Here is a 26,132-nt window from a genome sequence, read left to right as displayed (position 1 = left end):
CAGCTCCTCGTATTATATAGTAGTAGTTTTGAGACCCACTCCAAGGTCTTTGTGCTACACTGTAAGGGATGCTGTGGATTGGTTTCAGCTCCTACCGCACGACGGTTTCAAAAAGGCTCCAACCACAGTCCTTTGCAGTATTGTTAATCAGTTAGATACCGCCAGACGGTTTATATTGAACGAGGTTACAAGAGCAAAGTGTCCTGTGGATTCAGCATCAAATATTTAGCAGGAGGTATTTCTTATGATTTGCGTAGGTATTGATGTAGCCAAGGACAAGCACGACTGTTTCATTATGAATTCGGAAGGTGAAGTCCTGGCCGATGTGTTCACCATTGCCAACAACCGGGAAGGATTTGAAACCCTGCTGCAAAAGATCCGCGCCTACCCTCAGGTCAAAATAAAGGTAGGGCTTGAGGCTACCGGACACTACAGCTACAACATCCTCGGGTATCTGCTTGACAATGACCTGAACGTCTATGTCATTAACCCGCTGCACACGAATTTTTACCGTAAAAGCCGCAGCCTGCGAAGAACCAAGACAGATCGTATCGAGGCGCGTACCATTGCAACTATGCTCATGTCTGATGTGAACCTCAAGTCCTACACAGACACAGCATACCACAATGAAGAGCTAAAGTCACTCACAAGATACAGATTTGATAAAGTTCGCGAACGGGCCAAACTCAAGCAATCCGTTTCTCGTCTCGTCAACATCCTGTTTCCGGAGCTGGAAAAGCTCGTGCCGAAACTACACATCGCGTCGGTTTATGCGCTCCTTGAGGAGCTTCCCGGTGCAAAACAGATTGCCGAATGCCATTTGACACACTTAAAAGCACTGTTGGAGGATGCTTCCCGTGGTCACTATGGCCGTGAAAAGGCAGTTGAAATCCGTGATACTGCTAAGCAGTCTGTCGGTTCTTGCATGCCGGCGAAGTCGCTTGAACCAAAGCACACCATCCGCCTGATCCGCGAACTGGACTCTGAAATTGACGAGATTGAAGCTCAGATTGACGAGCTTATGCAGGCACTCCATTCTCCAATTACTACCATTCCAGGTATGGGTACTCGTATGGGAGCAATGATTCTTGCCGAGATTGGAGACTTTGCCAAGTTCGATTCTCCGGACAAGATTCTTGCATTTGCAGGCCTGTCTCCATCCACATACCAATCCGGCAAGATGGAGAACAGTCATTCGCATATGGAGAAACGCGGTTCCCGATATCTCCGTTTCGCTCTGTTTAATGCCGCAAAGTATGTCTGTATCTGGGATCCAATCTTCGCCGCATATCTGGCAAAGAAACGAGCCGAAGGGAAGCACTACAATGTCGCTATTTCTCATGCAGCCAAGAAATTGGTACGCTTAATCTACGCAATGCAGAAATCCGGTGAAGATTACCGAAGAGCGGCATAATTGCCTTTTGAGCCTTCGCCGATAACTTGTACACCTCAGCCGGCGCAGCGAACCCTTGACAAGCAGAAGCAGCCAAATGCTAGGCTGGAAAGCTCAAGGGGGGCTGGGTCTGGTAATTTATTGCCTCCGTCGCCCTCGCTGATCTTTCCGCAGCATTTGGCTGCTGCTTGTCATAGGGCGGCGGCCTATCCACAGTTTTTTTCATTTTGGGGATTGACTTTTAATAGTTAGTCTTGTTGAATATATGATGAATTGTAAAGTCCGGTGCGCCACTTAGTGAAGAAATGCTTAAACGGCAATTTCCAGCCGAGACATTTTCTTGGTCTGGTCACCTATAGTGTCCAAAATGTCGTCTGCAACCCCAACACAGCTCATAATGTTGTCTTCGATTGATGTTGTCTTTACAAGTCGATTCTACACGAAGTTTTCGTTGTGGACTATCCTTTTACCCACTTACTGTGTTGAACTCAATTTTACAATCTATCTTTTTAAAGAATGAGTTATTGCTTATTCACAAATCTATTTCACCTCTCCATTCAAGTACATGTAATGATTTGGATGGTAAAAGCCCATGCTATTTAACACTACTTGTTTAGATTCAAAATGCAAAAATAATCTTGGTTCCGTTCTTTAAGCCCAAGAAAACGTCCTTATGTTTTTATATACAAAATTCACTATTGTTTACTGTTTTCTTGGTATCTAACTTCTAGTTCTTCTTCTAGAACCTTGATGACTCGCCAAGCATATGTACCAGCACACGGTATAGCGCCATTTGTTTTATTACCATCCTTATAATGAATATGCCCATATGCGAAACCATACTTCCCATCGGAGTTAAAAATAACTTTATTTACTATGCACCAATTACCATCACTCCAACTATTTCGCATGATCATAATCTTTTTTAGATTGTATTTCTTTGCAAGGTTCATTATATTGTCATATTCATAATTCATAATAAAATCCTTTCTGAACTGATCTATTTCAAAATAAGATTATTTGTTTATTTGCATAATAAACTGCTTCAGTCAAGTCCAAATCAGTGTGTAAATTCCTCGATGTAAACGCAATACACTTGAGTAGCGTTTATGCCGCAAAAGGTTATTTCTTTTGAGAGCTGATTTGCTTGAAAACAGTAACAACCTTCTTTTCTTCAACCTCTACTTCTATTTAATGTAAACTAAAAGCACCGGGAAAAATCACGAATAAAAAGATGGTTGAATATTGTCTAAAAATCTGTATCATTCTTCGTGAAGAAACGAGTTTGGTGAAGAGAATCCTGCTTTGATGCGACAATCTGCTAAATAACCCCGGTGATTTTTCCCTGAAATTATCTTGATTAATTCAGGGATTTCTATTTAACAAAACACCTCCATCCTTTCTAAAATTCATTTGTTCCCTAAAATTCGTTTTCTTTCTTATCTGCAGCGCGCTATTGCTTTGGGAAATACAATATTACATTCAGATATTTCAACAATCTAAGGATTTCTCCTTTCAACTTTAGGAAGCAACAAAACATTTAACAAACGTCGTGGCTTAAAATGCCCCTCTTTCCGTAACACATTCCGACAATTTTGATTATAAAGTTTTCCGATAACCCTATGCATATGCTTGTTTTCTCCATTTTTTTTGCATTTTTTCCTAAAAAAACACCGTTACAATCCTTTAAATTCTATTGCTTTGATTTGTTAACAAAATTGTGACATTATGAAGGATCGCGTAGTTTACAGGTTTGTTTTTAAACTAACTCTCTTATGAATAGTTAGTACTCCCATGATAATTCCAAAAAAACTCAAGCAAAAAAAAGCAGTAAACAGGCTTGCTTTTAGCCTCTCTACCGCTTCTTGTTATGTCGCTTTGTAAATTCCTTCAAACAGTCTACCTCATCCCTGTGATGGAGCTAGCGGAAGGATACAAGCAGTTCATGAGATCATCGTAAAAAACCGCAGGCATCCTGCAGCGAAGCATCACCCATGCGGTGCAGCTAGCGAAAGGATACAAGCGGTTTTGTTATGCAGAGATGATCCCAAAAGGTCGATTAAATCGATGCGTGCGGAACGGTCAAGACCGTTCCCTACATTTTCGAGTTGGTCAGATTATCAATTTATATCACTGACGAGATGCTTTTAAGAACGAAGCATACAAACAGATGCAATGCATACAAACAGATGCAATGTCATACAAACAAAAGCAATGCATACGAGCTGGGGTAAAGCATACAAGCATTTTACGAGATTACCGTAAAAAACCGCAGGTATCCTGCAGCGAAGCATCACCCCTCGGGGGTGCAGCTAGCGAAAGGACGCCGAGCGGTTTTTGTCGTGATGGGTTTATACAATCGGTTTTTCCTGTGGCATCAGCCTAAGCGCCAATGCATCGCCGTTTCCATTTGGCTGATAATCGATGTTGGCTTTTCTAGCCTGACTGCCCTGCAAATTGCGGGGAATTCGATACTGTCTGCCCTCTTTGATAAAATTCGCTCCGGTTTGCTTAAAATGAAAAGCAACCCGATGCGCAATACACTGCTCCCGAATTTGTAACACCCAGGCATAATCGCAAACCCGCACATCCACCCCTGACTCGCCGCCAACCACCACTTCTCGAATCTGCGGCGTCAGAAATGGTGAAAGATCTTCCGGTCCCAGCAAAGGTTCACAAATGATCAGTTTCGTGCGAATCGCAGCTTTGAGAAAAAGCGGTAAACGGTATTCCACCATCTCCTGATTTTCTACCGTGCAGCCAATCGTCACATTGGCATATCCTTCCCCCCAATCAGGCGGCAGACATTCCTGCATGCGATGGATTCGTTTCGTCACAAAGAAAAAGTTCAGATCGGAACGTTGCCGCATCATCTGCCAGGCTTGCGGCCGCCAGGCATCGGCATCTTCCAGAAAAAAATCAGAAGTGAAGCAGGTGTAAACCGTTTCTCCGCTCGGAATCTTATATTCGCCCTGACGGTTGCGTTTGAGCGGCAAGTCAAAATAGTTGGTTTTCCTTACGAGACTGCTGTCCAATTGATGCCGTCCATCCATCCGGTAGACATAGCAATTCAGACAGCCTGCACTGAACTTATGACAGCCATGCCAAAGATTCCAGGATGCCATCTTTGCACCTCCTGTGCCGCGCTTGTGCTCAGACAGCCTGCGCTGAACTTGTGACAGCCATGCCAAAGATTCCAGGATGCCATCATCTTTGCACCTCCTGTGCTGCGCTTGTGCTCAGACAGCCTGCGCTGAACTTGTGGCAGCCATGCCAAAGATACCAGGATGCCATCTTTGCACCTCCTGTGCTGCGTCTGTGCTCAGACAGCCTGCACTGATTTAAAGTTTTTGTTCCCACAACTGATAACCCTGGCCGGCTTTGGCCCGGTAGCCGTTTTTCAGTAAATAATCCACTACCGGATCCCGATCATCCGCCCAGAACATCACAGCACTGCAATCGTGTTTGACTGCTTCTGCTTCAATCGCCGGCAAAGCCTGCTGCCAAATAGCAGGTTCCTGCGCCACCTGCCCCATAATCAAATAACCTTGCTCTGCCAAATCATCTTCGTCTCCGTAAAAGGCATCGATCCAGGCCAGCGTTTGACCATTTTCCTGATAACGGTAAAAATGCGGCTGATCATCGTAGAGGATCGCCTCTTTCATCTGATCGCTCTTACCCAGCGCGATAAAATCAAAGCAAACCATAAACCCGTTGGCGGCAAGCGCGGCAGGATTTTTTGCCATCGCTGCAAGATAACCCGCAATCTCTTCTTCGCCGGCCGGTTCCCAGTTTCCCCTCACCGTGTTTGGCTGCCGCACATCATTTTTCAGATAAGCCTGATAATCAAACACTTTCACAAATCCAGCCAGACCCGTGACATGCTGAGAAACATGATTATCGGCATCGATACCGCAGCGAGCCACGCGAAACCCTTTCTTTTTGGCAAAAGCCACGCTGTTGGCAGACATCGCTTTGCCAATGCCCTTGCCCTGCATTTCAGGCGCAATGCGAATCCCCTGCAGCCAGCAGTTCTCCTCGTCCAAATAGGCGATGTGGGTGGTTCCCACCGGCTTGCCGTCCCAAAGAGCAACAAAAGTCATTCCCTTTTCCGGATGCTGCAGCCACTCTTGCCAGGTAAAAAGTACGTAATCGTCTTCATCCGCTGTCCGCGACAGCATTTCTTTAATATCCGGCCAATGACACAGTTGTGCTTCGACGATTTCTAACATTCTACATCCTCTTCCTCTGGATCCGGCTCGATTTCCTGCTCCATTTCACCCTGCCAGCCTTCTTCCAGGGCAAATTCCCGTAATTTTCGCAAACGGTGATTCAAAGCAGATTTGCTGATACCGAGCCGTTCTCCCAATTCTTTCAAAGACAAATTTTTATGTTCCAATCTGCCCTCGGCGGCTTGAATCAAACCCGGCGTCAGCCGGCTGAGCGCTCCGTGCCGTTTCAGCCAACTGATATAGGCACATTGCTGCAGCGAGGCTTCGATCACCTTATCCAGATTGGCCATTTCACAATTGGTAGTACGATTGATCGCATTGCGGGTTTCCTTCAGCACACGGGTGTTTTCATATTCCAGCATGGAATTGATGGCGCCAATCATGGTCAGAAAATCCGAAATACAGTTGCTGTCTTTCAGATAAACCACCTGGCTGCCTTTGCGTTCGATGATATGCGGATTCAGCTCATGCTGATCCAGCAGATGACAGAGCTGCACCGCATGCTCCGGCCAGTGCGTGATTAATTCCAAATGATAGGTTTTCTTGATCGGATCACTTAAAGAACCGGTCGCCAAAAAAACCCCGCGTAAATAAGCATGCCGGCAGCAATCCCATTGAATCACCTGGTCGGAAATGCTATGCGAGTTGAGCAGCATCTGCTCGTCTTTGCCGAGCAGGCGCAGCAGATCCCGGACTTGCTCCGTACCATTCACCGCCACCAGATAGCTGTTGACTTTATAAAGCCGTTCTTCCTGGCGGGAATAGATTTCCGCTTTGAAGTGCATCTTCTCACTGATCAGCCGATAAATCCGATTGGCGACGCGGCCGCTCTGGGTGATGATATGCAGGGAAAGCCCCAGCGACGACAGCGTCAGGGTGCCAATGGTGTCGATCATCCCAGCCAGTTCCGCTTTGTAACAGCAAGGCCGAAAATCCCACTTGCTGGCCAATTCTTCTTTCACCTTGGCCGCAAAAGACATAAGATCACCTTCTAAACCACCGGTAAGCCACGTTTGTAAACACGATGGACATGATTCATGGCAAAGTGATAGGGTAAATATTCAAGGCTGGGCGCATCCATCAAGACCAAATCGGCTTGCTTACCAGCTTCGAGACTGCCGACCCGATCCGCCCTGCCGATGGCATGCGCAGCATTTAAAGTTGCAGCTAAAATGGCTTCCGCCGGGGTCAGCTTCAAATACAGACAGGCCAGCGACAAGACAAACTGCATGTTTTCGGTTGGTGAAGAACCGGGATTGGCGTCGGTGGAGAGCGCAATGGCCATACCGAGTTCGATCATGCGGCGGGCTCTGGCATATTTGCCATTGGCGAGATTAAACGAAGTGGCCGGCAGACAGACGCCAATCACCTTGGCGCGCGCCATCGCTGCCATCGCCTCATCCGTTGTCTCCAGCAAGTGATCGGCAGAGATCGCCCGTATTTCCGCCGCCAAAGCGGAGCCGCCGCTCACCGCCAGTTCATCGGCATGCACCTTAGCACGTAAGCCGTACTGCATTCCGGCCAACAGGATGCGTTTGGCATCGGCCGGGCTGAAAACACCCGTTTCGCAAAACACATCGCAGAAGCGGGCAATGCCTTGCTTGGCTACAGCGGGAAGCATTTCATTGATGACCAGATCAACATAGGCGCCCGGATCCTGCAGATACTCCGTTGGAGTGGCATGGGCTCCCATGAAAGTAGGAACGATATCCATCGCCTGTTCCCCGTTCAATTCCGCCATGATCTGCAGCTGCAGCAGCTCGTGCTCGAGGTCCAAGCCGTAACCGCTTTTGATTTCCACGGTGGTAATGCCTCCCTGCAGCATTCCCTGCAGACGCCTGGCTGTCTGCTGCTTCAGCGCTTGCTTGCCGGCGGCGCGGGTTTTGGCCACGCTGTTCAGGATGCCGCCGCCTTGTCTGAGGATTTCCAGATAAGCTACCCCCTGCTGTTTCAGAGCCCATTCGTGCGCACGGTCACCAGCATAGACCAAATGCGTGTGCGGATCGACGAAACCGGGCATCACGAGCCGCCCTTCGGCATCCACTAGCTTTGTCCTGGCATCGGCCAAAGTTAAAATCGCCTTTTCTCTGCCTACTTCGTAAATCAAACCGTCCTTGACCGCCACTGCCATGCCGGATTGAACGCCCGCATCCTGCAGCGCTTCTCCTGTAATGGGTTCACTGCCATGCCCGGCACAGCTGACCAGCGTGCCGATATTGTGTAAAATAAAGTCCATCTTGATCCTCCAAAAACGCTAGAAGCGGTAGACTTGTTTTTCCAATACCTGCTCCGGTTTGAAATTCTCCACCTGCAAATACCAGACCGCCGCCTCCATTAAAGCTTCCATCGGCAGCAATCCGATGATTTCCGAACCGACCACACCGACTCCGTAGCGGGCCGCCTCTCTTTTGACAAATTCAAAAGCATGATAAACCGATGTCTTCTGATAATCAACCAGATTCATCGAAACCTGCACTTGCCGGCGCTCTTCCAACAGCACACCCAAAGCTTTGACATGCATAAAACCGCCGGAAGAACCGCGGATTTTTCTGGCAATGGCATTGGCAATTGCCAAATCGTCGGTTGCCAGATTGACATTGAACGCGACCAACGGTTTGCGGGCACCCACTGCGACACAGCCAGCTGTGGGGTGCATCACCTGCGGACCAAAATCCGGCTTGCGCTCCGGTTTTTTAATCTCTTCCAGTAAACCTTCAAACTGTCCGCGGCGGATCTCCGCCAGATTCTTTCGCTCCGGTCGGGTGGCTGCATTTTCATATAAATAAACCGGAATCTGCAGCTCCTCCGCGATGCGCCGGCCTAATTGATTGGCTAATTTCACACAGTCTTTCATCGTCATACCGCTGACCGGCACGAAAGGAATCACATCGGTCGCACCCATGCGGGGATGCTCGCCGGTATGACGGCGCAGATCGATCAATTCGGCTGCTTTGCGCGTCGCCTTGAAGGCAGCTTCGAGAGCCGCTTCCGGCGTGCCGGTAAAGGTCACCACGGTACGATTATGGGAAGCATCCGATTCAGAATCCAATAATTCACAGTCCGGTGTAGAACGGATTTCATCGAGAATCGCCTCAATCACTTCGGGTCGGCGTCCTTCTGAAAAATTCGGGATACACTCAACTATTTGAGCCATCTTCCATCACTCCTGTTCGCCAGTTTGGCCATGCGCAGCCGGAGAGCCCAACTGCTTTGCTTTGATCAGCGCCGTAATGGCCGCCAGATCCTCATACATGACGCGATCTTTTTCCAAATAAGTCACCTTGGCGCGGATTGCCTGATAGACCGGCTGCGTACCATGTCCGAGCTGCTTTTTGCCGCGCAAATCCACGCTCTGACAACCTGCCATCAATTCCATGGAGAGAACATGGGTGGCGTTCTCCAGGATTTCGCGCGCTTTGCGGGCAGCAATCGTTCCCATCGAAACATGATCCTCCTGATTGGCTGAACTGGGGATCGAATCGACGCTGGCCGGATGCGCCAGCACCTTGTTTTCCGAAACCAGCGAAGCGGCAGAATACTGCACGATCATAAAGCCGGAGTTGACGCCGCCATTTTCAATCAAGAAAGCCGGCAGTCCGTTGGATAAAGCAGGATTCACCATGCGTTCCAAGCGGCGTTCGGAAATGTTCGCTAATTCCGAGATTGCGATCCCTAAGAAATCCATAGCCAGCGCAATCGGTTCGCCATGGAAATTTCCGCCGGAAATCGCCTCTTCCGTGTCGCAGAAAATCAGAGGGTTATCGGTTACACTGTTAATTTCTGTCTCAATGACTGTTTTGACATAAGCGATGGCATCGCGGATGGCGCCATGCACCTGCGGGATACAGCGCAGGGCATAAGCATCCTGCACTCTTGGGTGGTCATTGGCAGCGGTATATTGCGAACCCTGCAAATGTGACAGCAAGATCGCTGCAGTTTCCATTTGCCCGGGATGCGGTCGCACCGCCTGGATGCGCGGGTCGAAGGCGCCGGGAATACCATTTAAGCTCTCCATGGTTAAAGCAGCAGCCAGATCGGCAACCCGCAGCAACTCCTCGGCATCGGCAATGGTTAAGGCAGAAATAGCTGTCATACACTGGGTGCCGTTATTCAATGCGAGCCCTTCTTTGGCTTCTAGAACAATCGGCTGCAGACCGGCAGCGACCAAGGCGGCGGCACCGCTCAGGCGCTGACCCTGGTAAATCGCCTCTCCCATGCCCAGCAGAGGCAGGATCATGTGCGACAGCGGCGCTAAATCACCGCTGGAACCGAGAGAACCTTTTTCCGGTATGACGGGATGAAGGCCGGCATTGAGCGCATCCAACAAAGCCTGCACCGTGCTTAAGCGAATTCCGGAATAACCCCGGCTGAGGGAATTGGCCCGCAATAACATCATAGCTCGCACAACATCTTCCGGCAGAGGATCGCCCACCCCAACCGCATGGCTCATGATCAGGTTTTTTTGTAAATCCTGTATATCTTGCGGACCGATGGGTACTGTAGCAAATTTGCCGAATCCGGTGGTGATTCCATAGACAACACGCTGCTCGGCGATCATTTTATCGACCATCCGACGTGAAGTATTGATTAAGTCCACCATTTCATCCGCCAGAACAACTTTCGCATGCTCACGGGCTACCCGAACGACGTCATCAATGGTTAATCCTGATTTCCTTAAACAGACAATATGCGCAGGCTCCATATGAAATCCTCTCCTTTGTGCTTCCTGTTTGCTCTATCATCGCTGCAGGGCAGTCTGGCGGTTCCTACTTTTCCTTTTTCGGCAATTTTTCCTGGCTGCCGTCCGGTTTGAGCACCACAATATTTTCCAATTGTGCCTCCAGGTTACTGCGGTAGGCTGCAATGTATTGCTTGCGCAGCAGATCGCGTTCCGCCAATTCCGCTTCTGTTAAACCTTCTGCTTTTGCTTTTTTGGCAAGCTGATTCAAGCGTTCAATTTTAGTCTGTTCCACTGGGATCGCCTCCTCTTTAAAATAGTGTCAATTGATCTGTTTCACTTAACTGACCCAGGCAGCCGTGCAGCCGCAGCGTTTCGATGACGGTTTTATTGGCGCGGCCGCGCACGGCGAGATCTTCAACCGAGGTAAATTCCCCTTCCGCCCGGGCCGCCACGATGGCTGCGGCCGCATTGGCGCCGATCCCCTGCAAGGCAGAAAGCGGCGGCAGCAGGGTTGCTTCGTCCAGGATCAGCCATTCAGTGGCATCCGAACGATAGAGATCTACTTTTTCAAATTTGATGCCGCGGCACATTGCTTCCAGCGTCAGTTCCAGATGCGTCTGCATGCTTTTCTCATTGGCCGTCGCTTCATTGCCTTTGCGCTTGATGTTGACTATCTCGCCGCGCACGGCATTGATTCCCTTGCTGACCAGATCGGCATCATAGGTACCGGCGGCACGCACCGTAAAATAAGCGGCATAGAAAGCGGCCGGGCGGTGCATTTTAAACCAGGCGATGCGAAAGCCGGACAAGACATAAGCAGCCGCATGCGCTTTGGGAAAAAGATATTGAATTTTACGGCAGGAGTTAATATACCATTCCGGAACGTGATGTTCCCGCATGATTTCTTCTTCTTCCGGCTTTAAACCTTTGCCCTTGCGTACCGCCTCCATGATTTGAAAGGCTGTTTTGTTCGCCAAGCCTTTTGCGGTCAAATAAAGCAGAATGGAATCCCGCGTGGAAATCGCTTCGGAGAGCGGCACATTCTGATTGACAATCAATTCTCTGGCATTGCCCGCCCAGACATCGGTGCCGTGTGAGAAGCCGGAAAGCCGGATCAGATCCGATATATATTTCGGTTTGGCATCCATCAACATGCCCCGGGTGAAAGTGGTTCCAAATTCCGGTACACCAAAAGTACCTGTTTCGGAATCGATATCCTCCGGTTTTAAGCCGAGCGTCTCTGTGCCGGTAAATAAACCCATGGTTTCCGGATCATCCAAAGGGACCTTGCGGACGTCCAAACCGGTCAGCACCTGCAAATGGCGCAGAATCGTCGGATCATCATGCCCGAGCAGGTCGAGTTTCAGCAGATTGTCATGGATGGCGGTGTAAGTGAAATGAGTGGTGATCGTATCGACACCGTCTTTGCCCGGCGGATGCTGCACCGCGGTAAAGTCATGGATATCCATATCGTTCGGCACAATCATCAAACCGCCGGGATGCTGACCCGTCGTGCGTTTCACACCGCTGCAACCCAGCGCCAGGCGATTGATTTCCGCTTTTCGCAGCTTATTGCCGGTTTTCTCCATATACTTCAGGACAAAGCCGTAAGCGGTTTTCTCAGCTACGGTAGAAATGGTGCCGGCGCGGAAAACAAATTCTTTGCCGAACAGTTCTTCGGTGTATTTATGCGCCTGCGCCTGATATTCACCGGAAAAATTCAAATCGATATCCGGAATCTTATCGCCGGCAAAGCCCATGAAGACTTCAAAACGGATATTGAAACCCTCCTTCAGCAATGGTTCGCCGCATTTCGGGCAAGACATATCCGGCATATCCGCACCGCAGTCATATTCTTTTTCATGTGAGAAATCGGAATATCTGCACCTGGGACAGCGATAGTGCGCCGAGAGAGGATTGACTTCCGTGATCCCGGTCAGCGTCGCCACCAGGGAGGAGCCGACCGAACCGCGCGAACCCACCAAATAACCGTCTTCCATCGATTTCTTAACCAAGCGATAGGCAATGTAGTAATTAACGGCATAACCGTAACCGATGATACAGTCGAGTTCCCATTTGATGCGGTCCGCCACATTTTGCGGCAAAGGATCACCATACATGGCATGCGCCGTTTCATAGGTAATGCGCTGCAGTTCCTCGGCCGCTCCCGGAATCTTTGGCGGATAGAGCTTATGCAGCATGGGATCGAAAGATTCGACGGCAGCCGCAAGCATCTGCGCATTGCCGATCACCAATTCCTCTACTTCTTCGGCAGGCCAGTCCGGAAATTCAGCCAGCATTTCTTCTGTGGTGCGAAAATATAAGAGCGGTTTGGATTCATCCGCTTCATAATCCTGACCAGCCTGTAAAATATCGCGGAAGATGACATCCTCCGGATCCAAAAAATGTACGTCCGAAGTAGCGACCACAGGCTTCTCTAATTCCTTGCCGATTTCCCAAAGGGTTCGGTTGATCTGCCGCAGTCCGTTTTCGTCGGCAACCTGACCATTCTGGATAGCGAAAGCATTATGGCCGACCGGCATGATTTCCAGATAATCATAAAACCGCGCCAATTCTTTGGCGGTTGCCCGTGCCCGGCTGAAATCCCCTTCGAAACCTTCGATCAGCGCCTCATAGACTTCCCCGTAGGCACAGGCGGACCCGATCAGGAAATGCTGCCGCACTGCCTGCAGATCCTGCCGCAAGACGCGGGGACGTTTATAAAAGTTTTCCAGGTGCGCCTTGCTGGTCAGCTTGTACATTTCTTTTAAGCCGGCTTTGTCCTTGATCAAAACGACACAGTGATGATATTTGCGATCTTCCAGACGATCAATCAGGTAAATTTCACAGCCATAAATGATTTTTATGCCATATTTTTTCGCCGCCGCCGCCGCATCCGGATACGCCTGCAGCACACCGTGATCGGTAATGGCAATGGCTTGATGACCAAATTCAGCCGCCCGTTTGACCAGAGCAGTCACATCACACAAGGCATCCATGCTGCTCATATTGGTATGCGCATGCAGCTCCACTCGTTTTGCTGTCGCTGTGTCATGGCGTTTATTGGGCGGCGCTTCGGTATCATTGATGGCCTCGGCGCTCATCGTGACTTCGTTATCCTCAAAACGATCGGCGGCTGCTTTGCCGCTGACTTTGACCCAGGTTCCCAGTTTTAAATCATCCATGCGCTGAGACTGCTGCTTATTGCGGCTGCTCTGATAAGCATTATTGTTATTGTAATTACTGTTGGTACTGTCCCGAATAAACGCTTTGACGGTGAGGGAATCGCTGCCGTCATAAAGATCGAATTTATAAACCGTCTGACCATTGCGCAGCGCCTGTTTTTCCAGAGCAAAGATCTGACCCTGAATGGTTTGCAGATAGGGGCTTTCCTCTATTTTTTTCAGAGGAACGGCGACCTCCATGATCGTCTTTCCCAGATAGTTTGCCGCTGCCGAAACCGGATGCAAGACAGCCTGACTCGCTTCTTTGCGCACTTTATCTACTTCCGCCCGGATTTCTTCGTCCCGCTTACGGCGAAATTCAGCGGAGGCATCGCTTGCCGTCCGGTCAATTTTGGTGACAGGCTGCCAGGGAACTTCCTCTTCCAGCGCATTGTCTTCAAAAAAAGGTTCTTGCTCCAATGTCATTGGATCACCGGTTTCATCCATATTGCTGTCGTCAACCGCCATAAACGCCGTTTTAGGCACAACTTGTTGCGGCAGTGCGGCGTCTTCTGCCTCGCTGATCGCCTGCGTTTGTTCTTCTTCTCTTGACCAGGGTGGTTCTTCGCTTTCATTGGCTAAAGACTCCGAACTGACCGGACTCTGTTCCGCTTCCAGCCAGGTAATAACAATCTGCCAGCGGCTGCCGATCACCTGCTTCAACTCGCTTTCACAGCGCCGACGCGCTGACAGATCGTTCAGCCCCTGTAAAACCAAATGCCAGCGACGCGTCTCCAGATCGGCGGTCAGATGCTCTACTTCGCAAGTTTGCGGTAAGGCGTCTTTCAATTGCTGACAAAACTGCACCAATTCATTTGTTTGTTCTCCCACGGCTCCACCTCCTTTGAACGGTATTCTGCTCCGCTTAATAAAGACTGCTGCCTGCCCACTTTTGAGACAGCCCTGATAACGCCCGGTTCAGCGCTGGCTCTAGTTCGGTTTAGCTGACATTCTTGGTTAAAATCTTGATGTTGGCATCCTGGCAGGCCAATTCCACCCGTTCCATATCGCCATCAAATTTGACAATCACCCGCAGCTGCTGATCATCCCCCAGTTCCGGCATATGAATTGGTACCAAACCTTCAATATTGGCACCGGCGCGCACCAATTGACGCAGCAGGCGTGCCAATTCCCCTTTTTCATTGCTCAGACAAACCGTAATCCGGTTACCTTGATAGTCCATGCCAATCGAGGACATAAAAATCTTCATCAAGCGATTAACCGGCAGGATGCCCATAAACTGGTCCTTGGTATCATCCTGCAGCACGGGCAGAAACATAACGCGCTGCTGCGTCAGCAATTTGGCGGCGACTTCAATCACATCGGTGCCATTGACATAAGCCACATCCGTATGCATGACATCGCGGACCAGGGCCTTTTCCAAATCCACATCACGCTTGATATAAATATGCTGGTAAATATCAAACATATCAACCACACCAACAAAGCGTCCGTAATTGGAAACCGGCAAGGCGCGGAAGCCGTACAAATCCATCCGTTTGAGGGTATTCGCCAAACTGTAATCCTCCGTGACCGAGATAACTTCCTTACGGTCGATCATAAAATCTCTGCAATACATTTTTGTTTCCTCCTCTTGTTATTTCAGTGAATCTGGAATCCTCCGTTGCAGCAAACGCGGCAGCCCGGACAAAACATTGGCAATCGCTCCGTCTAAACCTCCATCGTCTGCCATTTCCCTTGCGCATAGCGCAGAACGACCAGAATAAAACGCACAAACAAATCGATGGTCATCGCCCACCAGACACCCATGATACCAAAACCCAAGTATTTGCCTAAGACATAGGACAGCGGGATGCGCAGCAGCCACATGCCAATGGCCTGGATATACATCACCCACTTGGTGTCGCCGGCTCCTTTGAGCGCACCGTTGATCACACCTGCCATATCGAGTGGAATCTGGCAGAATCCCATCAGAAACAGATATTTGGCGCCTAAGGTGATCACTTCCTGATCGTCCGTCAGCAGGGAAAGCAAGAATCGGCCGCCGAAAATCAGCAACAACGAGGCAAACGAGCAAAACAGCAATGCCCAGAGGAAAATTTCCTGAATATAACGTTTGGTGAGATTCAGGTTTTTCGCGCCCAGGCTCTGACCGACAAAAGCGGTCGCGGCGATGGTTAAGCCAATGGACGGCATGTAGGAGATCCCTTCCGCCTGCATTCCCAGGTTATGCGCCGCTAACGGTACCGTGCCGAAAGTGACAATCAACCCCGTCATCACGATGGAAGCCATCTGCCAGAATAAATCACCGGCGGAACTGGGGATGCCGATACGCATGATGCGTTTGATTTCTTTGAAGTTCAGCGGTCCGATATCCTCTTTTTTTAATTGCAGTTTGGAAATGGGCAGAAAAATTACAGTGAGCGCCAGAATGGCGCCGATACCCTGTCCAAACAGAGAGGCAATGGCCGCACCGCGGATACCAAGCGCCGGGAAGCCAAGATTGCCGTAGATCAACAGCCAGCAGCCGCCTACATTGACCAAATTGACAGCCAGGGAAACCAGCATAGGGATTTTTGTATCCCCCATGCCGCGCATAATGCCGCCGCTGATCTGAATCACGGCGATCAAGGGCAGTGTAAACAAAGCAATACTCAAATACTGCAAACAGGCAGCCAGTAATTCTCCATCGACATTCATACTGCGTAAAAAAGGTTCGGCAAAGACAAAACTGACCGCAGTCATCCCGGCAATGAGAATCAGAGCGCTGATCAGGCCCTGATAAGCGATTTTTCTGGCTTCTTCAATCTGTTTGGCTCCCACGCAGCGGGCGACCAAAACGGTCACACCGGTGGCAATACCGGCAAACAGCGCCCAACTGATTTGGGTCAGACGCGAGGAAAGTCCGACTGCACCGATGGCAGTAGCTCCGAGTCGTCCTACCATGGCCGTCGCCACCATACCGACCGTCATTTGCAGCACGGAATCGATGGTCACCGGCCAGATCATGCGGAAAATATTCCGGCGCAATTGTTTCTGCGTCGGTTCTCCCGGCTGCGGCCGTGCCAGGTTAAAGACGTGCAAGGGCTTCACCTCTTATCATGGTCATTGCAATCAAATTTCACTTTCCTGATAAAGCTCCGCAAAAACGGCGGCCATCGGATAGGGTTCGCGCTTGAAATCGCGCAGATTTTTTTCAAAAGCATCAAAGAAGCGGAATAGTTTCTCGGGACGGGCACCTTCCCCCATATGACCGATGCGCCAAACTTTGCCGGCCAGACTTCCCCAACTGCCGCCAATCATCACACCGTACTTTTTCCAGAGCTGACGCCGAAACCGTTCATCATCGATACCCAGCGGCACCATGATGGCTGTCACAGTCACCGCCCGGCAATCCTGCCGCGGCATCAGTTGAAAACCGGCGCGGCTCAAGGTCTCACGTACGGCGGATGCGACCATGCGATGACGCGCATAAAGACCTTCTCCCTCCGCCAGGGCGCGGTTTACGGCTTCCTCCAAAGCGTACAAATCGGAAATCGGCATGGTATAGGGGAATTCTTTAGTACCGGCGAGCCAACCGTTTTTCCAGGTGACCAAATTTAAATAATAACCGCCGTAAGGAATTTCGCGTTCCAGCATTTTCTGCCAGGCCTGCTGAGAGATCGCCAGAATGGTCAGACCGGGAGGCGCCGAGAGCGCTTTCTGCGAACCGCCGATCACGATGTCAATCTGCCAGTCATCGAGTTCGATCTTTTCCCCTGCCATGGAAGCAACCGCGTCCACCACGGATATTACGCCTCTCTCACGGCAAACCCGCGCCAGTTCTCCCACCGGGTTTAACATACCGGAAGGCGTATCACAATGCACCATGGTTGCCACTTTGATTTCCGGGTGCTCAATCAGCGCCTGCCTGATTTCCTCCGCTGTGATCGCTTCGTTATAATCCTTGCTGAGAAAGACGACCTTGCCGCCGCAGCCGGTGACAAAATCAGCAAAACCGCGTCCAAAAAAGCCGTTGTCCAAGACTAAAACCGTCTCACCGGGCTGCACCAGGTTGACCACGGCCGCTTCCAGCCCCAGAATGCCTTCGCCGTTGAGCACCAGCACGTCGTTTTGCGTGTGCAGCAGTTTTTTCAATTTGCCGCATAAGTTTTCGTAAAAGTCAAAAAAGTCCAGATCGAGATCCGGATTGAGAATGGGTTTGGCCATCGCGAAACGGACCGGCTCGGCAACCTCTACCGGTCCGGGTGTCAGAATCATCTTATCCATGGAAAAGCACCCCTTTATTTTAATAAGTCCAAGGTAACCTGCGCCATCACCTTCGCTCCTGTTGCCAATGCGTTTTCATTGACATCGAAACGGTTATGATGTATGGGATAAAGACCTTTTTCGCTGTCAGCAATACCCAGGCGGTAATAAACGCCCGGAATCTCCCGCATAAAAAAGGAAAAATCTTCTCCGCCCATCGAAGGTTCCAGCTGCGTGATCACGTGATCGCTGCCCAAGACGGACACGGCAGAAGCAATCAGCTGTTTGGTCAAAGCGGCATCACTGGAGGTCAGATCATACTGTTCGGTATATTCCAGCGTATAGCGCGCGCCAAAAGCAGAGCAGGTAGCCGCCAGCAGTTCCTGCATCCATTTTTGACAATTGGCCTGTGTTGTTTTATTCAAAGTCCGTAAGGTCCCGTTCAGCACAGCCTGTTCGGCAATCACATTGCCGCGCACACCGGCGGTCATCTGACCAATGGTCAGCACAACCGGATCGAACGGATTGGTTCTGCGGCTGACAATCTGCTGCAATCCGCTGATGAACTGTACGGCAACCGCCAGCGCGTCGATACACAGATGCGGCTGCGCACCATGTCCGCCCCGTCCGATGATGGTAATTGTGAAGTTGTCCGGTGCAGCCATGATCGGACCGGCCTGGGCAGCAATGCTGCCGGCAGGCAGATCGTGCCAAACATGGGCGCCGAAAATGTAATCGACTTTGGGATTTTCCAACACACCAGCCGCAATCATCGGCAGTGCGCCGCCGGGTCCTTCTTCGGCAGGCTGAAAAATGAACTTAACATTGCCCCTGATTTGTTGCCTGAGCTCCGCCAAAATCATTGCCGCTCCCAACAAACAAGCCGTATGTACATCATGACCGCAGGCATGCATCACACCGGCTTGCTGCGACTGATACTCGGTCTCATTCAATTCCTGGATGGGCAATGCATCCATATCGGCCCGCAAAGCCACGGTAGGGCCTTCGGCACCGCCGCGCAGCAAACCGACAACACCTGTTTTGGCTACGTTACGCGTGACTTCCAGACCGCAGCCTTCTAAGGTATCCGCAACCAGCGCCGCGGTCCTGAATTCCTGAAAGCCAAGTTCCGGGTGCCTATGAATTTGCCGCCGCAGGTCCACCAGGCGGGGCTGAAACTGATCTGCCAGGCGGGCGACTTCCTGATTCGTCATTTTTCCATTCTCCTTTTTGATTTACCGGTAAAAAACCAATTGCCGTCGGGGTCTTCTTTCCCACAATCTGTTTTACTTTCGACGCAATCAAAGCTTTCTCCTTGTACAGACAATGAAGATTTTGCTCTCTGCCGCGTCTGAAAATCTTTAGTAAATTTTCGATGCGAATCCGGAATGGCAACATCAGACGTTGCTCATTCCGTAAAAGTATGTCATAATAGGACACGAAAACGACCCGAAAGAAAAGAAAGAAGGCGAACTCATGCAGTCTTTTTATGATGTCATTGTCATCGGCGGCGGCGGCGCCGGTCTGTGCGCTGCCATTGCCGCCCGGGAACAGGGGGCTTCCGTTTTACTGATCAGCAAGACGGCAGCCGGCAAGGCCAATTGCACCGCCTTTGCCGGCGGCGGCTTCAGTTTTGCCGGACCGGGCACAGCCTGGCAAAGTCACCGCGATAAAACGCGCGAAATCGGACGCCGGATCAATAACCCGGAATTGCTCGATCTTTATTGCCGGGAAGGTCCGCTGGCGGTACTCAACCTGCAGCAATACGGTATGCGGATGAAAGTGCATGCCAACGGCGCAAGCGTCGGCGCTTACGCTCCCAACGCTATGGTTGGCGGTATGGGGATGACTCTGCCGTTATTGCAAGCTTGTATCGAAAAAGGCGTGGACTTTTTAGCCGAACAAACCGTTTATGAAATTTTGCTGCAGGGAGACCATGTCTGCGGCGCTGCCGTGCTCAACCTGAGAAACGGACAAAAGCAACTGCTCCGCTGCGCCTCTCTTGTGGTAGCAACCGGCGGCGGCGGCCGTACGTACGGACGTACCAACAATCCGCTGACCACCACCGGTGACGGATATCATTTGCTGTACGAGTTGGGGCTGCCTTTTCGTGATATGGAATTTGTACAGTTTTATCCTATGGGTTTGGCGGAAGAAGCTCTGCCCATGTGGTTTATCGATTTGGGGGTGATTGACGATGCACCGTTTACCGACCGCAGCGGCGCGGAATTTTTGAAAAATCTGCTGCTCAGCTGGGGTATCGCTTCGGGACGGGAAGGCAATTTATACGCCCGCGACCGCACCTCCATTGCGATCGCCCAAAAGTGGCAGGATGGCGACGCGCCGTTGCTGCATTTGGAAAAGCTGACAGATGGCCAGTGGCAGCGGCGTTACAGGGGAATTTTAAAACTGAATCGACCGGAACATGACTTTACCCAAAAGCCAGTCCGTATCCACCCGCTGGTGCATTATATGAGCGGTGGGGTTGTGATCAATACCGAATGCGAAACCGGTCTTGCCGGTCTCTATGCCTGTGGTGAAGTAACCGGAGGAATCGACGGCGCCAATCGGATCGGTGGTAATGCCCTGACCAATATCAGCTACTTTGGCCTGAAAGCGGGTAAGAATGCCGGTAATTACGCCAAAGAACATCAAAATTGTCTTACCGGCAGCCTGCACAGTCAACGCACGACGCTGACCGGCAACAACGCACGAGTGCGGCCGGCGGATTTGCGCCGTCAGCTGAATCAGACCATGGATCGTCTGGCAGGACCTTTGCGCAGCGCAGCCGGATTACAGGAAGCCATAGCAGTGATTGCTGATTTACAGCAGCAACTGGCGGAAGCGGCAGCCACGACGCCGGCACAATTGAAAGACGCTATTGAGCTGCAGTCGATGCTGACCACCGCCAAGCTGGTGACGGCAGGCGCTTATGAACGCAAAGAAAGCCGCGGTGTGCATTTCCGCCTCGACTATCCCGTTGAAGATCCGGCTTGGCAGAAACCGATCCTGCAAAATAAAGATCAGGGGATTCTGAAATGAAATATACCGGTTTACTGCAAGAGATCCAGCCGCTCAACCAAACCGCCATGCAGTTGGCACAGCGTTACCAAGACAGTCTGGTCAAACCACCGGGCAGTCTTGGCAGTCTGGAAGAAATCAGCATCCGCCTGGCCGGTATCACCGGCCGCGTTCAGAATAGCCTGCCGCGTAAGCTGCATGTTTTGTTTGGAGCCGATAACGGCATTTATGCCGAAGGCATCGCTTCCGCACCGCAAAATTTCACCAATCTGCTGATGACTTACTACGGCAATACCGATAACTGCGCCATCAATCTGCTTTGCAAACAGGCGAAAGCGGACCTTCGCCTGCTGGATCTGGGTATTATCGGCCCGGTGGCCAGCAGCAGGGTCCTCAACTGCAAATTAATGCCAGGTACGGCCAATTTTGCGGTCATGCCGGCGATGCCGCCGGACATTGCCGAACGCGCCGTGGAAATCGGTTTCGAACAGGCTCAATATGCCTTTGAGCAGGGTTATCAACTGCTCGGCAGCGGAGAAGTCGGTATCGGCAATACCTCCAGTTCCGCCGCCTGTATGATGGCAGCACTGGACTTGACTGCCGAAGAATCCGTCGGCCGCGGCGCCGGTTTGAGCGATGCGGCGTTCGCCAAAAAAAAACACGTGCTGAGCGCCGCCCTCCGGCTGCATCAACCGGACCGGGAAAATTACCTCGATATTTTAGCGAAGGTCGGCGGTCTCGATCTGGCCGCGCTGACCGGTTTATTTCTGGGCGCCGCTTACTACCGCCTGCCGGTCATCATCGACGGCTTTATTTCCCTGACCGCTGCCGTTTTGGCAGTCAAAGCAGCGCCGCTGGCACGGGAGTACATGTTTCCTTCCCATGCTTCCGCCGAGCCGGGCTTCCTGAAAGGCGCCGCTTATCTTGGGCTGCAGCCCATGCTGCAGCTGAACATGCGTTTAGGAGAAGGCAGCGGCTGCCCGCTGGCCATGCAGCTGATTGATGCTGCCTTGCTGATCATCAACGAAATGCTCACCTTTGACAATTCTTTACTCAATGAAGAAGATTATAAGAAAAGTCTCGGCAGCGCCACAGAAAAGGACTGAGGTCGATGCGTATCTTACTTTGCGGCGGCAGTAAAAGCGGAAAATCCCTGCAGGCACAGCAACTCGCCGTCCGGCTTGCCCGCCCGGATGCCGCTCCGCTTTATTATCTGGCTACCATGCAGCCAATGGATCGGGAGGATGAAGCTCGGGTCGCCCGTCATCTGCGCGAACGGCAGGGCTTGGGTTTTGAAACACTGGAATATCCCTTTGAGATCCAACAGGCTTTCGGTGTTTTGTCTCCTGCAGCGGTGGTGCTGATCGACTGCATGACGACGCTGCTGGCCAATGCCACCTTCCGCAATTGGCCGCCGGACTGGCAAAGCGGCGATCACCTGTTTTGGCAATGGCAAACACTCAGTTCCGGCCTGCGGCACAGTGTGACCGTCTCCAACGATGTCTTCTCGGAAGCCCGCTTTTTTGCGGAAGAAACCGAACACTACCGCGCCATGCTGGGCAAACTGCACTGCCGCATGGCAGCAGCCGCCGATCTGGTCCTGGAAGCGCAGTATGGCCAGCTGATTTGCCACAAAGGCAGCTCGCTTTGGGAGGCTTTGCGATGATCAAACGCATCCGGCAGGCTTGGCTGATGAATCTGGGCATGTTCACCAATCTGCCTTTTCTGAAAAACGTCTGGCAGGAAGACGCCGCGGTCTATGTGCTGCGCTTGCTGCCGCTGACCGGTTTGTTGCTGGGTGGTCTCTGGTGGCTGCTCTACCGTGCTTTGCTGCTGCTGTCTCTGCCCTTACCGCTGCAGGCGGTGCTGATGGCGCTTTTCCCCTGGTTTAGCAGCGGCTTTCTCCATCTGGATGGATTTATGGATACCAGCGACGCGCTCCTCTCCCGGCGTGACAGAGCGGAGCAGCTGCGCATCCTGAAAGATCCGCATACCGGCGCCTTTGCGGTTATCTCTCTCGCCTGCTTGTTCAGTTTCCAGCTGGCTGCCGCTGTTGTCTGTCTGTCAGACCGGCCGCCTTATTGGCTGTTCTTGTGGATTCCCTTCACCTCGCGCCTGCTGACAGCCATTGCGCTGTTGCGCTGTCCCGCCTTGCCTAACAGCAGCCTGGCGGTTTTCTTCCAAAAAGGGAACGGAGCCAGGCAGGCCGATTTGCTGCTTTTCTTGTTTGGTGTTAGTCTGGTCATTGCCTTTATATACTGCGGTCCGCTCGCTTTCCTGCTGCTGCTGCTGCAAACCGGCTGCTTCCTTTTGCCCTTGCAGAAAGCCATCAGACAATTGGGGGGTATTTCCGGTGACCTCTCCGGTTATGCTCTGACGCTCTGTGAGACAGGCGCTTTCTTTGGCTTCGCCTGTCTGGTGCATCTATTTTACTAGGAGTGACAAATGATGATCTTAATCTTTGGCGGCGCTTATCAGGGTAAATTGCAGTTTGCCTGCAGCGAATTTGGCTTACAGCCGCAGGATTGCTTTACCTGCAGCGCAGCGGACACTTCTCCTGATGCTTCGAAGAAAATCTGGCAGCAGCTGCACACTCTTGTTTATCAACTGCGCCGGGAAAACACGGATCCGCTGCGTTGGTTTGAAGAGCATCAGGCTGTTTGGCAGGATAAAATCCTGATTTTTGACGACATCGGCAGCGGTATCGTGCCTACCGATGCGCTGGAGCGGCAATGGCGCGAAGACAATGGCCGCTGCCTGCAGTATCTCAGCCAACAAGCAACTGAAGTCTACCGTTTATTCTGCGGCTTACCGACGAGGTTGAAACCATGAAACATACCTTTCAGTTAGTCTTGCTGCGGCACGGCAAAACCGAGGCCAATCTCCGGCATCTTTTCTGTGGTCAGACCGATCTGCCTTTGGCTGCCAGCGGCCGGCAATTGCTGCAGGCAGCCACTGCCGCCGGTGTTTATCCGCCGGTGGAACAGGTTTTCTGCAGCAGCATGCGGCGTGCCGTGGAAACCGCTGCCATTTTGGTCCCCAACCTGACGCCGATCCTGCTCAGCGACTTGCGTGAGTATGATTTTGGCGATTATGAAGGCTTCAGCCATCAACAGCTGCAGGATCGCGCCGACTACACCGATTGGGTCAACGATGATATCGGCGAGATTTCTCCTCCCCATGGTGAGAACCGAACGCAGTTTATGCGGCGTGCTTTGCGGGGGATGCAGCAGATTGCCGCAGCCTGCGCTGCTGCCGGAACGAAAACGGCGCTTCTGGTAACGCATGGCGGCATCATTGCCAGCCTGTTGCTGCGCTGGTTTCCCGGTCAGCAAAATTACGGTCAATGGCAGCCGCAGCCGGGCTACGGCTACCTGCTGCAGATTACCTATGATCCGGTCAGCCACACCGAGATGCAGGTCACGATCCTGCGTCGGATTGAACCGCACTAGGAGGCAGATCATGCAGAAATTCCTATCGGACATTCCCGGCTCCGACGCTTGGCTTGCTCTGACGCCTTTGCAGAAGGGTTGGTCGCGTGATCAGAAATTTGTCGTCACAACCAAAGAACATACGAAAATGCTGCTGCGTATTTCACCGGCGGCAGAAAAGGAAGCAAAAGAAAAGGATTATCAGGCGCTCAGGGCGATGCAACATCTGCGCATTCGGATGAGCCGACCGCTTGATTTTGGCCTGCTGGGAGACGGCAGACCCTATACCTTATTGACTTGGCTGGAAGGCAGTGATGCGGAAAGCAGGCTGCCGCTTTTCAGCGAAAATGAACAATATCAGTTGGGTTGGCAAGCCGGAGAAGCCCTGGCGGCCTTGCACAGCATCCCGGCACCTGCCGGCCAACCTCCCTGGCAGCAACACTTTCAGCGCAAAACCGAAACCAGACTGGAAATTTATAACAATAGTCCCGTCAAACTCCGCGGCGGCGCAGCAATTATCGACTACCTTACGCACAATTTTCAGCTATTGACAAATCGTCCGCAGTGTTTCCTGCATGGAGATTACCACTGCGGCAACCTGATTATCACGCCCGCGCATCAGATCGGCATCATCGACTTCAATCGTTTGGATTACGGCGATCCTTATGAAGAATTTAACCGCATCACCTGGTGTGTCGCTGTCAGTCCCCGCTTTGCCTGCGGCCGCATCGATGGATATTTTCAAGGTAAGGTGCCGGCTGAATTTTTCCCCCTGCTGGCCTTCTATATCGGCAGCAATCAACTCTCCTCAATTGCCTGGGCAATCCCTTTTGGAGAGAAACAGGTTCAGGTCATGCAAAAGCAGGGAGAAGCTGTGCTGCAATACTACAAGAATTTCACGTGCACCGTGCCAAACTGGTATACGAGCGAATAAGATAACCGTCATACGGAAAGAACTGCAGCTAACCTGCCCGACCAGGAGTCCGGCAGGTTAGCTGCAGTTCACTATTTACAACCACGATTGCCGCAGGATGATTCCCTGCTGACAGTTTTTGTCCAACAAAATAATCTGAGCAGCAGAAAATACCTTGATGAGATTTGGCTGCATCAACTGTTTCCGTTCAAACTCCAACTCCGTAACGATACGATCTCAAAGAGGTGCCGTGGCAATCAACTGCTTGAAATCGTCGACCACAGGTCGTCCATAGAAAGATAATAGATCGTATCCGGTTCCGGTTTGAACCTTCTCATTTCCCTCAGAGAACCTGGAGATATAAAAACCTCCGGCCATCCTTGAATCCGACTGAAGGTTTGATACCCTTCAACACGTCGTTCAAGTTTAAGCACCGTAAGGCGTGAAATTGCATTCGGTGATATCTTGTTTTTCGGTAAAACCCGCTGACCGGTGTAAAGTGTCTCCGCTCTTGCACGGCAGCAATCCAGATCCCTGGGCTAAACTCACCTGCATTCCCGTAAACTCATAACGAGCCAATAAAATACCTTAACAATTTAAGCATAATCTTCAGATTATAAACAATTCACAGTCCGTTATCATCAAGATTCAAAATAGAGGTTGCATCTTGCATCGTTATGTTATATAATAGGCGTAACGAGGAGGCGCTATTATGGCAGCCATTATCCATCAAAAAGATAAGCGCTCCGGAATTACTTATGCCTACGAATCCATTTCTTATTGGGATAAGGAAAAGCAGCAATCCAGAGCCAGGAGAACGCTTATTGGCAGAGTTGACACTGCCACCGGTCAAATAGTTCCTACCGATGGGAGGAGAAAAAAACCAGTTGATGCAGAATCACCCCGAAAAAGAGGGCCCGTGCCCAGTTTAGAGACAAACCGCTGCTTTTATGGAGCTACTTATTTGTTAGATGCCATCGGAGAAAAATTGGGTATTGTCCAGGATCTGAAAAAATGTTTTCCCGACA

The 26,132-nt window shown here is 51.1% G+C and carries 22 protein-coding genes; 9 read left to right on the top strand and 13 right to left on the bottom strand.

Translation table 11 applies throughout. The features are described from left to right. The first annotated feature begins 244 nt into the window (after positions 1 to 244). Complete coding sequence (locus LLG09_06750; GenBank protein MCE5196810.1) at positions 245 to 1,414, top strand: IS110 family transposase; 1,170 nt, start codon at positions 245 to 247, stop codon at positions 1,412 to 1,414. A 674-nt stretch (positions 1,415 to 2,088) separates the two neighbouring features. Here LLG09_06750 and LLG09_06745 read toward each other — a convergent pair. The 13 genes from LLG09_06745 to LLG09_06685 all read right to left on the bottom strand — a co-directional run bounded on the left by LLG09_06745 (position 2,089) and on the right by LLG09_06685 (position 18,953). Further along, a complete protein-coding gene (locus LLG09_06745; protein ID MCE5196809.1) occupies positions 2,089 to 2,370 on the bottom strand; it encodes a hypothetical protein in 282 nt (93 codons plus the stop codon). Positions 2,371 to 3,744: 1,374 nt separating this feature from the next. Continuing rightward, positions 3,745 to 4,518, bottom strand: coding sequence for a phage Gp37/Gp68 family protein (locus LLG09_06740; protein MCE5196808.1), 774 nt, complete (start codon positions 4,516 to 4,518; stop codon positions 3,745 to 3,747). Positions 4,519 to 4,734: 216 nt separating this feature from the next. After that, the gene (locus LLG09_06735; GenBank protein ID MCE5196807.1) at positions 4,735 to 5,625 is read right to left on the bottom strand and encodes a GNAT family N-acetyltransferase; all 891 of its coding nucleotides are present in this window, start codon (positions 5,623 to 5,625) and stop codon (positions 4,735 to 4,737) included. After that, complete coding sequence (whiA, locus tag LLG09_06730; protein ID MCE5196806.1) at positions 5,619 to 6,605, bottom strand: DNA-binding protein WhiA; 987 nt, start codon at positions 6,603 to 6,605, stop codon at positions 5,619 to 5,621. The genes LLG09_06735 and whiA overlap by 7 nt, the downstream gene beginning before the upstream one ends. Before the next feature lie 11 nt (positions 6,606 to 6,616). Further along, a complete protein-coding gene (gene hutI / locus LLG09_06725) occupies positions 6,617 to 7,861 on the bottom strand; it encodes an imidazolonepropionase (GenBank protein MCE5196805.1) in 1,245 nt (414 codons plus the stop codon). Between the two features lie 18 nt (positions 7,862 to 7,879). Then, positions 7,880 to 8,779 (bottom strand): glutamate formimidoyltransferase, encoded by a 900-nt coding sequence (gene ftcD, locus LLG09_06720; protein MCE5196804.1) that lies wholly within the window; start codon positions 8,777 to 8,779, stop codon positions 7,880 to 7,882. A gap of 6 nt (positions 8,780 to 8,785) precedes the next feature. Then, positions 8,786 to 10,327, bottom strand: a complete 1,542-nt coding sequence (gene hutH / locus LLG09_06715) for a histidine ammonia-lyase (GenBank protein MCE5196803.1) — start codon at positions 10,325 to 10,327, stop codon at positions 8,786 to 8,788. A 64-nt stretch (positions 10,328 to 10,391) separates the two neighbouring features. After that, positions 10,392 to 10,598, bottom strand: coding sequence for a DUF896 domain-containing protein (locus tag LLG09_06710; protein MCE5196802.1), 207 nt, complete (start codon positions 10,596 to 10,598; stop codon positions 10,392 to 10,394). A gap of 16 nt (positions 10,599 to 10,614) precedes the next feature. Next, positions 10,615 to 14,361 carry a PolC-type DNA polymerase III gene (locus tag LLG09_06705; GenBank protein MCE5196801.1) on the bottom strand — a complete coding sequence of 1,249 codons (3,747 nt, stop codon included), beginning with the start codon at positions 14,359 to 14,361 and terminating at the stop codon, positions 10,615 to 10,617. Positions 14,362 to 14,470: 109 nt separating this feature from the next. Beyond that, complete coding sequence (locus tag LLG09_06700; GenBank protein MCE5196800.1) at positions 14,471 to 15,109, bottom strand: CBS domain-containing protein; 639 nt, start codon at positions 15,107 to 15,109, stop codon at positions 14,471 to 14,473. Positions 15,110 to 15,201: 92 nt separating this feature from the next. Then, positions 15,202 to 16,575 carry an MATE family efflux transporter gene (locus LLG09_06695; protein ID MCE5196799.1) on the bottom strand — a complete coding sequence of 458 codons (1,374 nt, stop codon included), beginning with the start codon at positions 16,573 to 16,575 and terminating at the stop codon, positions 15,202 to 15,204. A 30-nt stretch (positions 16,576 to 16,605) separates the two neighbouring features. Further along, entirely contained in the window at positions 16,606 to 17,760 is a 1,155-nt protein-coding gene (locus LLG09_06690) for an alanine--glyoxylate aminotransferase family protein (GenBank protein MCE5196798.1), read from the bottom strand. Between the two features lie 14 nt (positions 17,761 to 17,774). Continuing rightward, the gene (locus LLG09_06685; GenBank protein ID MCE5196797.1) at positions 17,775 to 18,953 is read right to left on the bottom strand and encodes an amidohydrolase; all 1,179 of its coding nucleotides are present in this window, start codon (positions 18,951 to 18,953) and stop codon (positions 17,775 to 17,777) included. 262 nt (positions 18,954 to 19,215) lie between these two features. On the opposite strand from LLG09_06685, the gene LLG09_06680 reads away from it, so the two are divergent. From LLG09_06680 to LLG09_06645, 8 genes are all read left to right on the top strand, one after another. Continuing rightward, positions 19,216 to 20,781 (top strand): FAD-binding protein, encoded by a 1,566-nt coding sequence (locus LLG09_06680; protein ID MCE5196796.1) that lies wholly within the window; start codon positions 19,216 to 19,218, stop codon positions 20,779 to 20,781. Further along, positions 20,778 to 21,866 (top strand): nicotinate-nucleotide--dimethylbenzimidazole phosphoribosyltransferase, encoded by a 1,089-nt coding sequence (cobT, locus tag LLG09_06675; GenBank protein ID MCE5196795.1) that lies wholly within the window; start codon positions 20,778 to 20,780, stop codon positions 21,864 to 21,866. Before LLG09_06680 ends, cobT begins: the two co-directional genes overlap by 4 nt. A gap of 5 nt (positions 21,867 to 21,871) precedes the next feature. Next, positions 21,872 to 22,426: a bifunctional adenosylcobinamide kinase/adenosylcobinamide-phosphate guanylyltransferase gene (locus tag LLG09_06670; protein MCE5196794.1), complete on the top strand. Its 555-nt coding sequence runs from the start codon at positions 21,872 to 21,874 to the stop codon at positions 22,424 to 22,426. After that, complete coding sequence (locus tag LLG09_06665; protein ID MCE5196793.1) at positions 22,423 to 23,196, top strand: adenosylcobinamide-GDP ribazoletransferase; 774 nt, start codon at positions 22,423 to 22,425, stop codon at positions 23,194 to 23,196. The genes LLG09_06670 and LLG09_06665 overlap by 4 nt, the downstream gene beginning before the upstream one ends. A 12-nt stretch (positions 23,197 to 23,208) precedes the next feature. Beyond that, entirely contained in the window at positions 23,209 to 23,592 is a 384-nt protein-coding gene (locus tag LLG09_06660; GenBank protein ID MCE5196792.1) for a bifunctional adenosylcobinamide kinase/adenosylcobinamide-phosphate guanylyltransferase, read from the top strand. After that, the gene (locus tag LLG09_06655; GenBank protein ID MCE5196791.1) at positions 23,589 to 24,212 is read left to right on the top strand and encodes a histidine phosphatase family protein; all 624 of its coding nucleotides are present in this window, start codon (positions 23,589 to 23,591) and stop codon (positions 24,210 to 24,212) included. The genes LLG09_06660 and LLG09_06655 overlap by 4 nt, the downstream gene beginning before the upstream one ends. A gap of 10 nt (positions 24,213 to 24,222) precedes the next feature. Beyond that, entirely contained in the window at positions 24,223 to 25,125 is a 903-nt protein-coding gene (locus LLG09_06650; GenBank protein MCE5196790.1) for a phosphotransferase, read from the top strand. Between the two features lie 691 nt (positions 25,126 to 25,816). Then, on the top strand, positions 25,817 to 26,132 hold a 316-nt coding region (locus LLG09_06645; GenBank protein MCE5196789.1), incomplete at its 3' end, for a transposase.

This window comes from Negativicutes bacterium (assembly GCA_021372785.1).
Lineage (GTDB): Bacteria > Bacillota > JAAYKD01 > JAAYKD01 > JAAYKD01 > JAJFTT01.
This window is presented reverse-complemented; position numbering and strand designations above follow the sequence as displayed.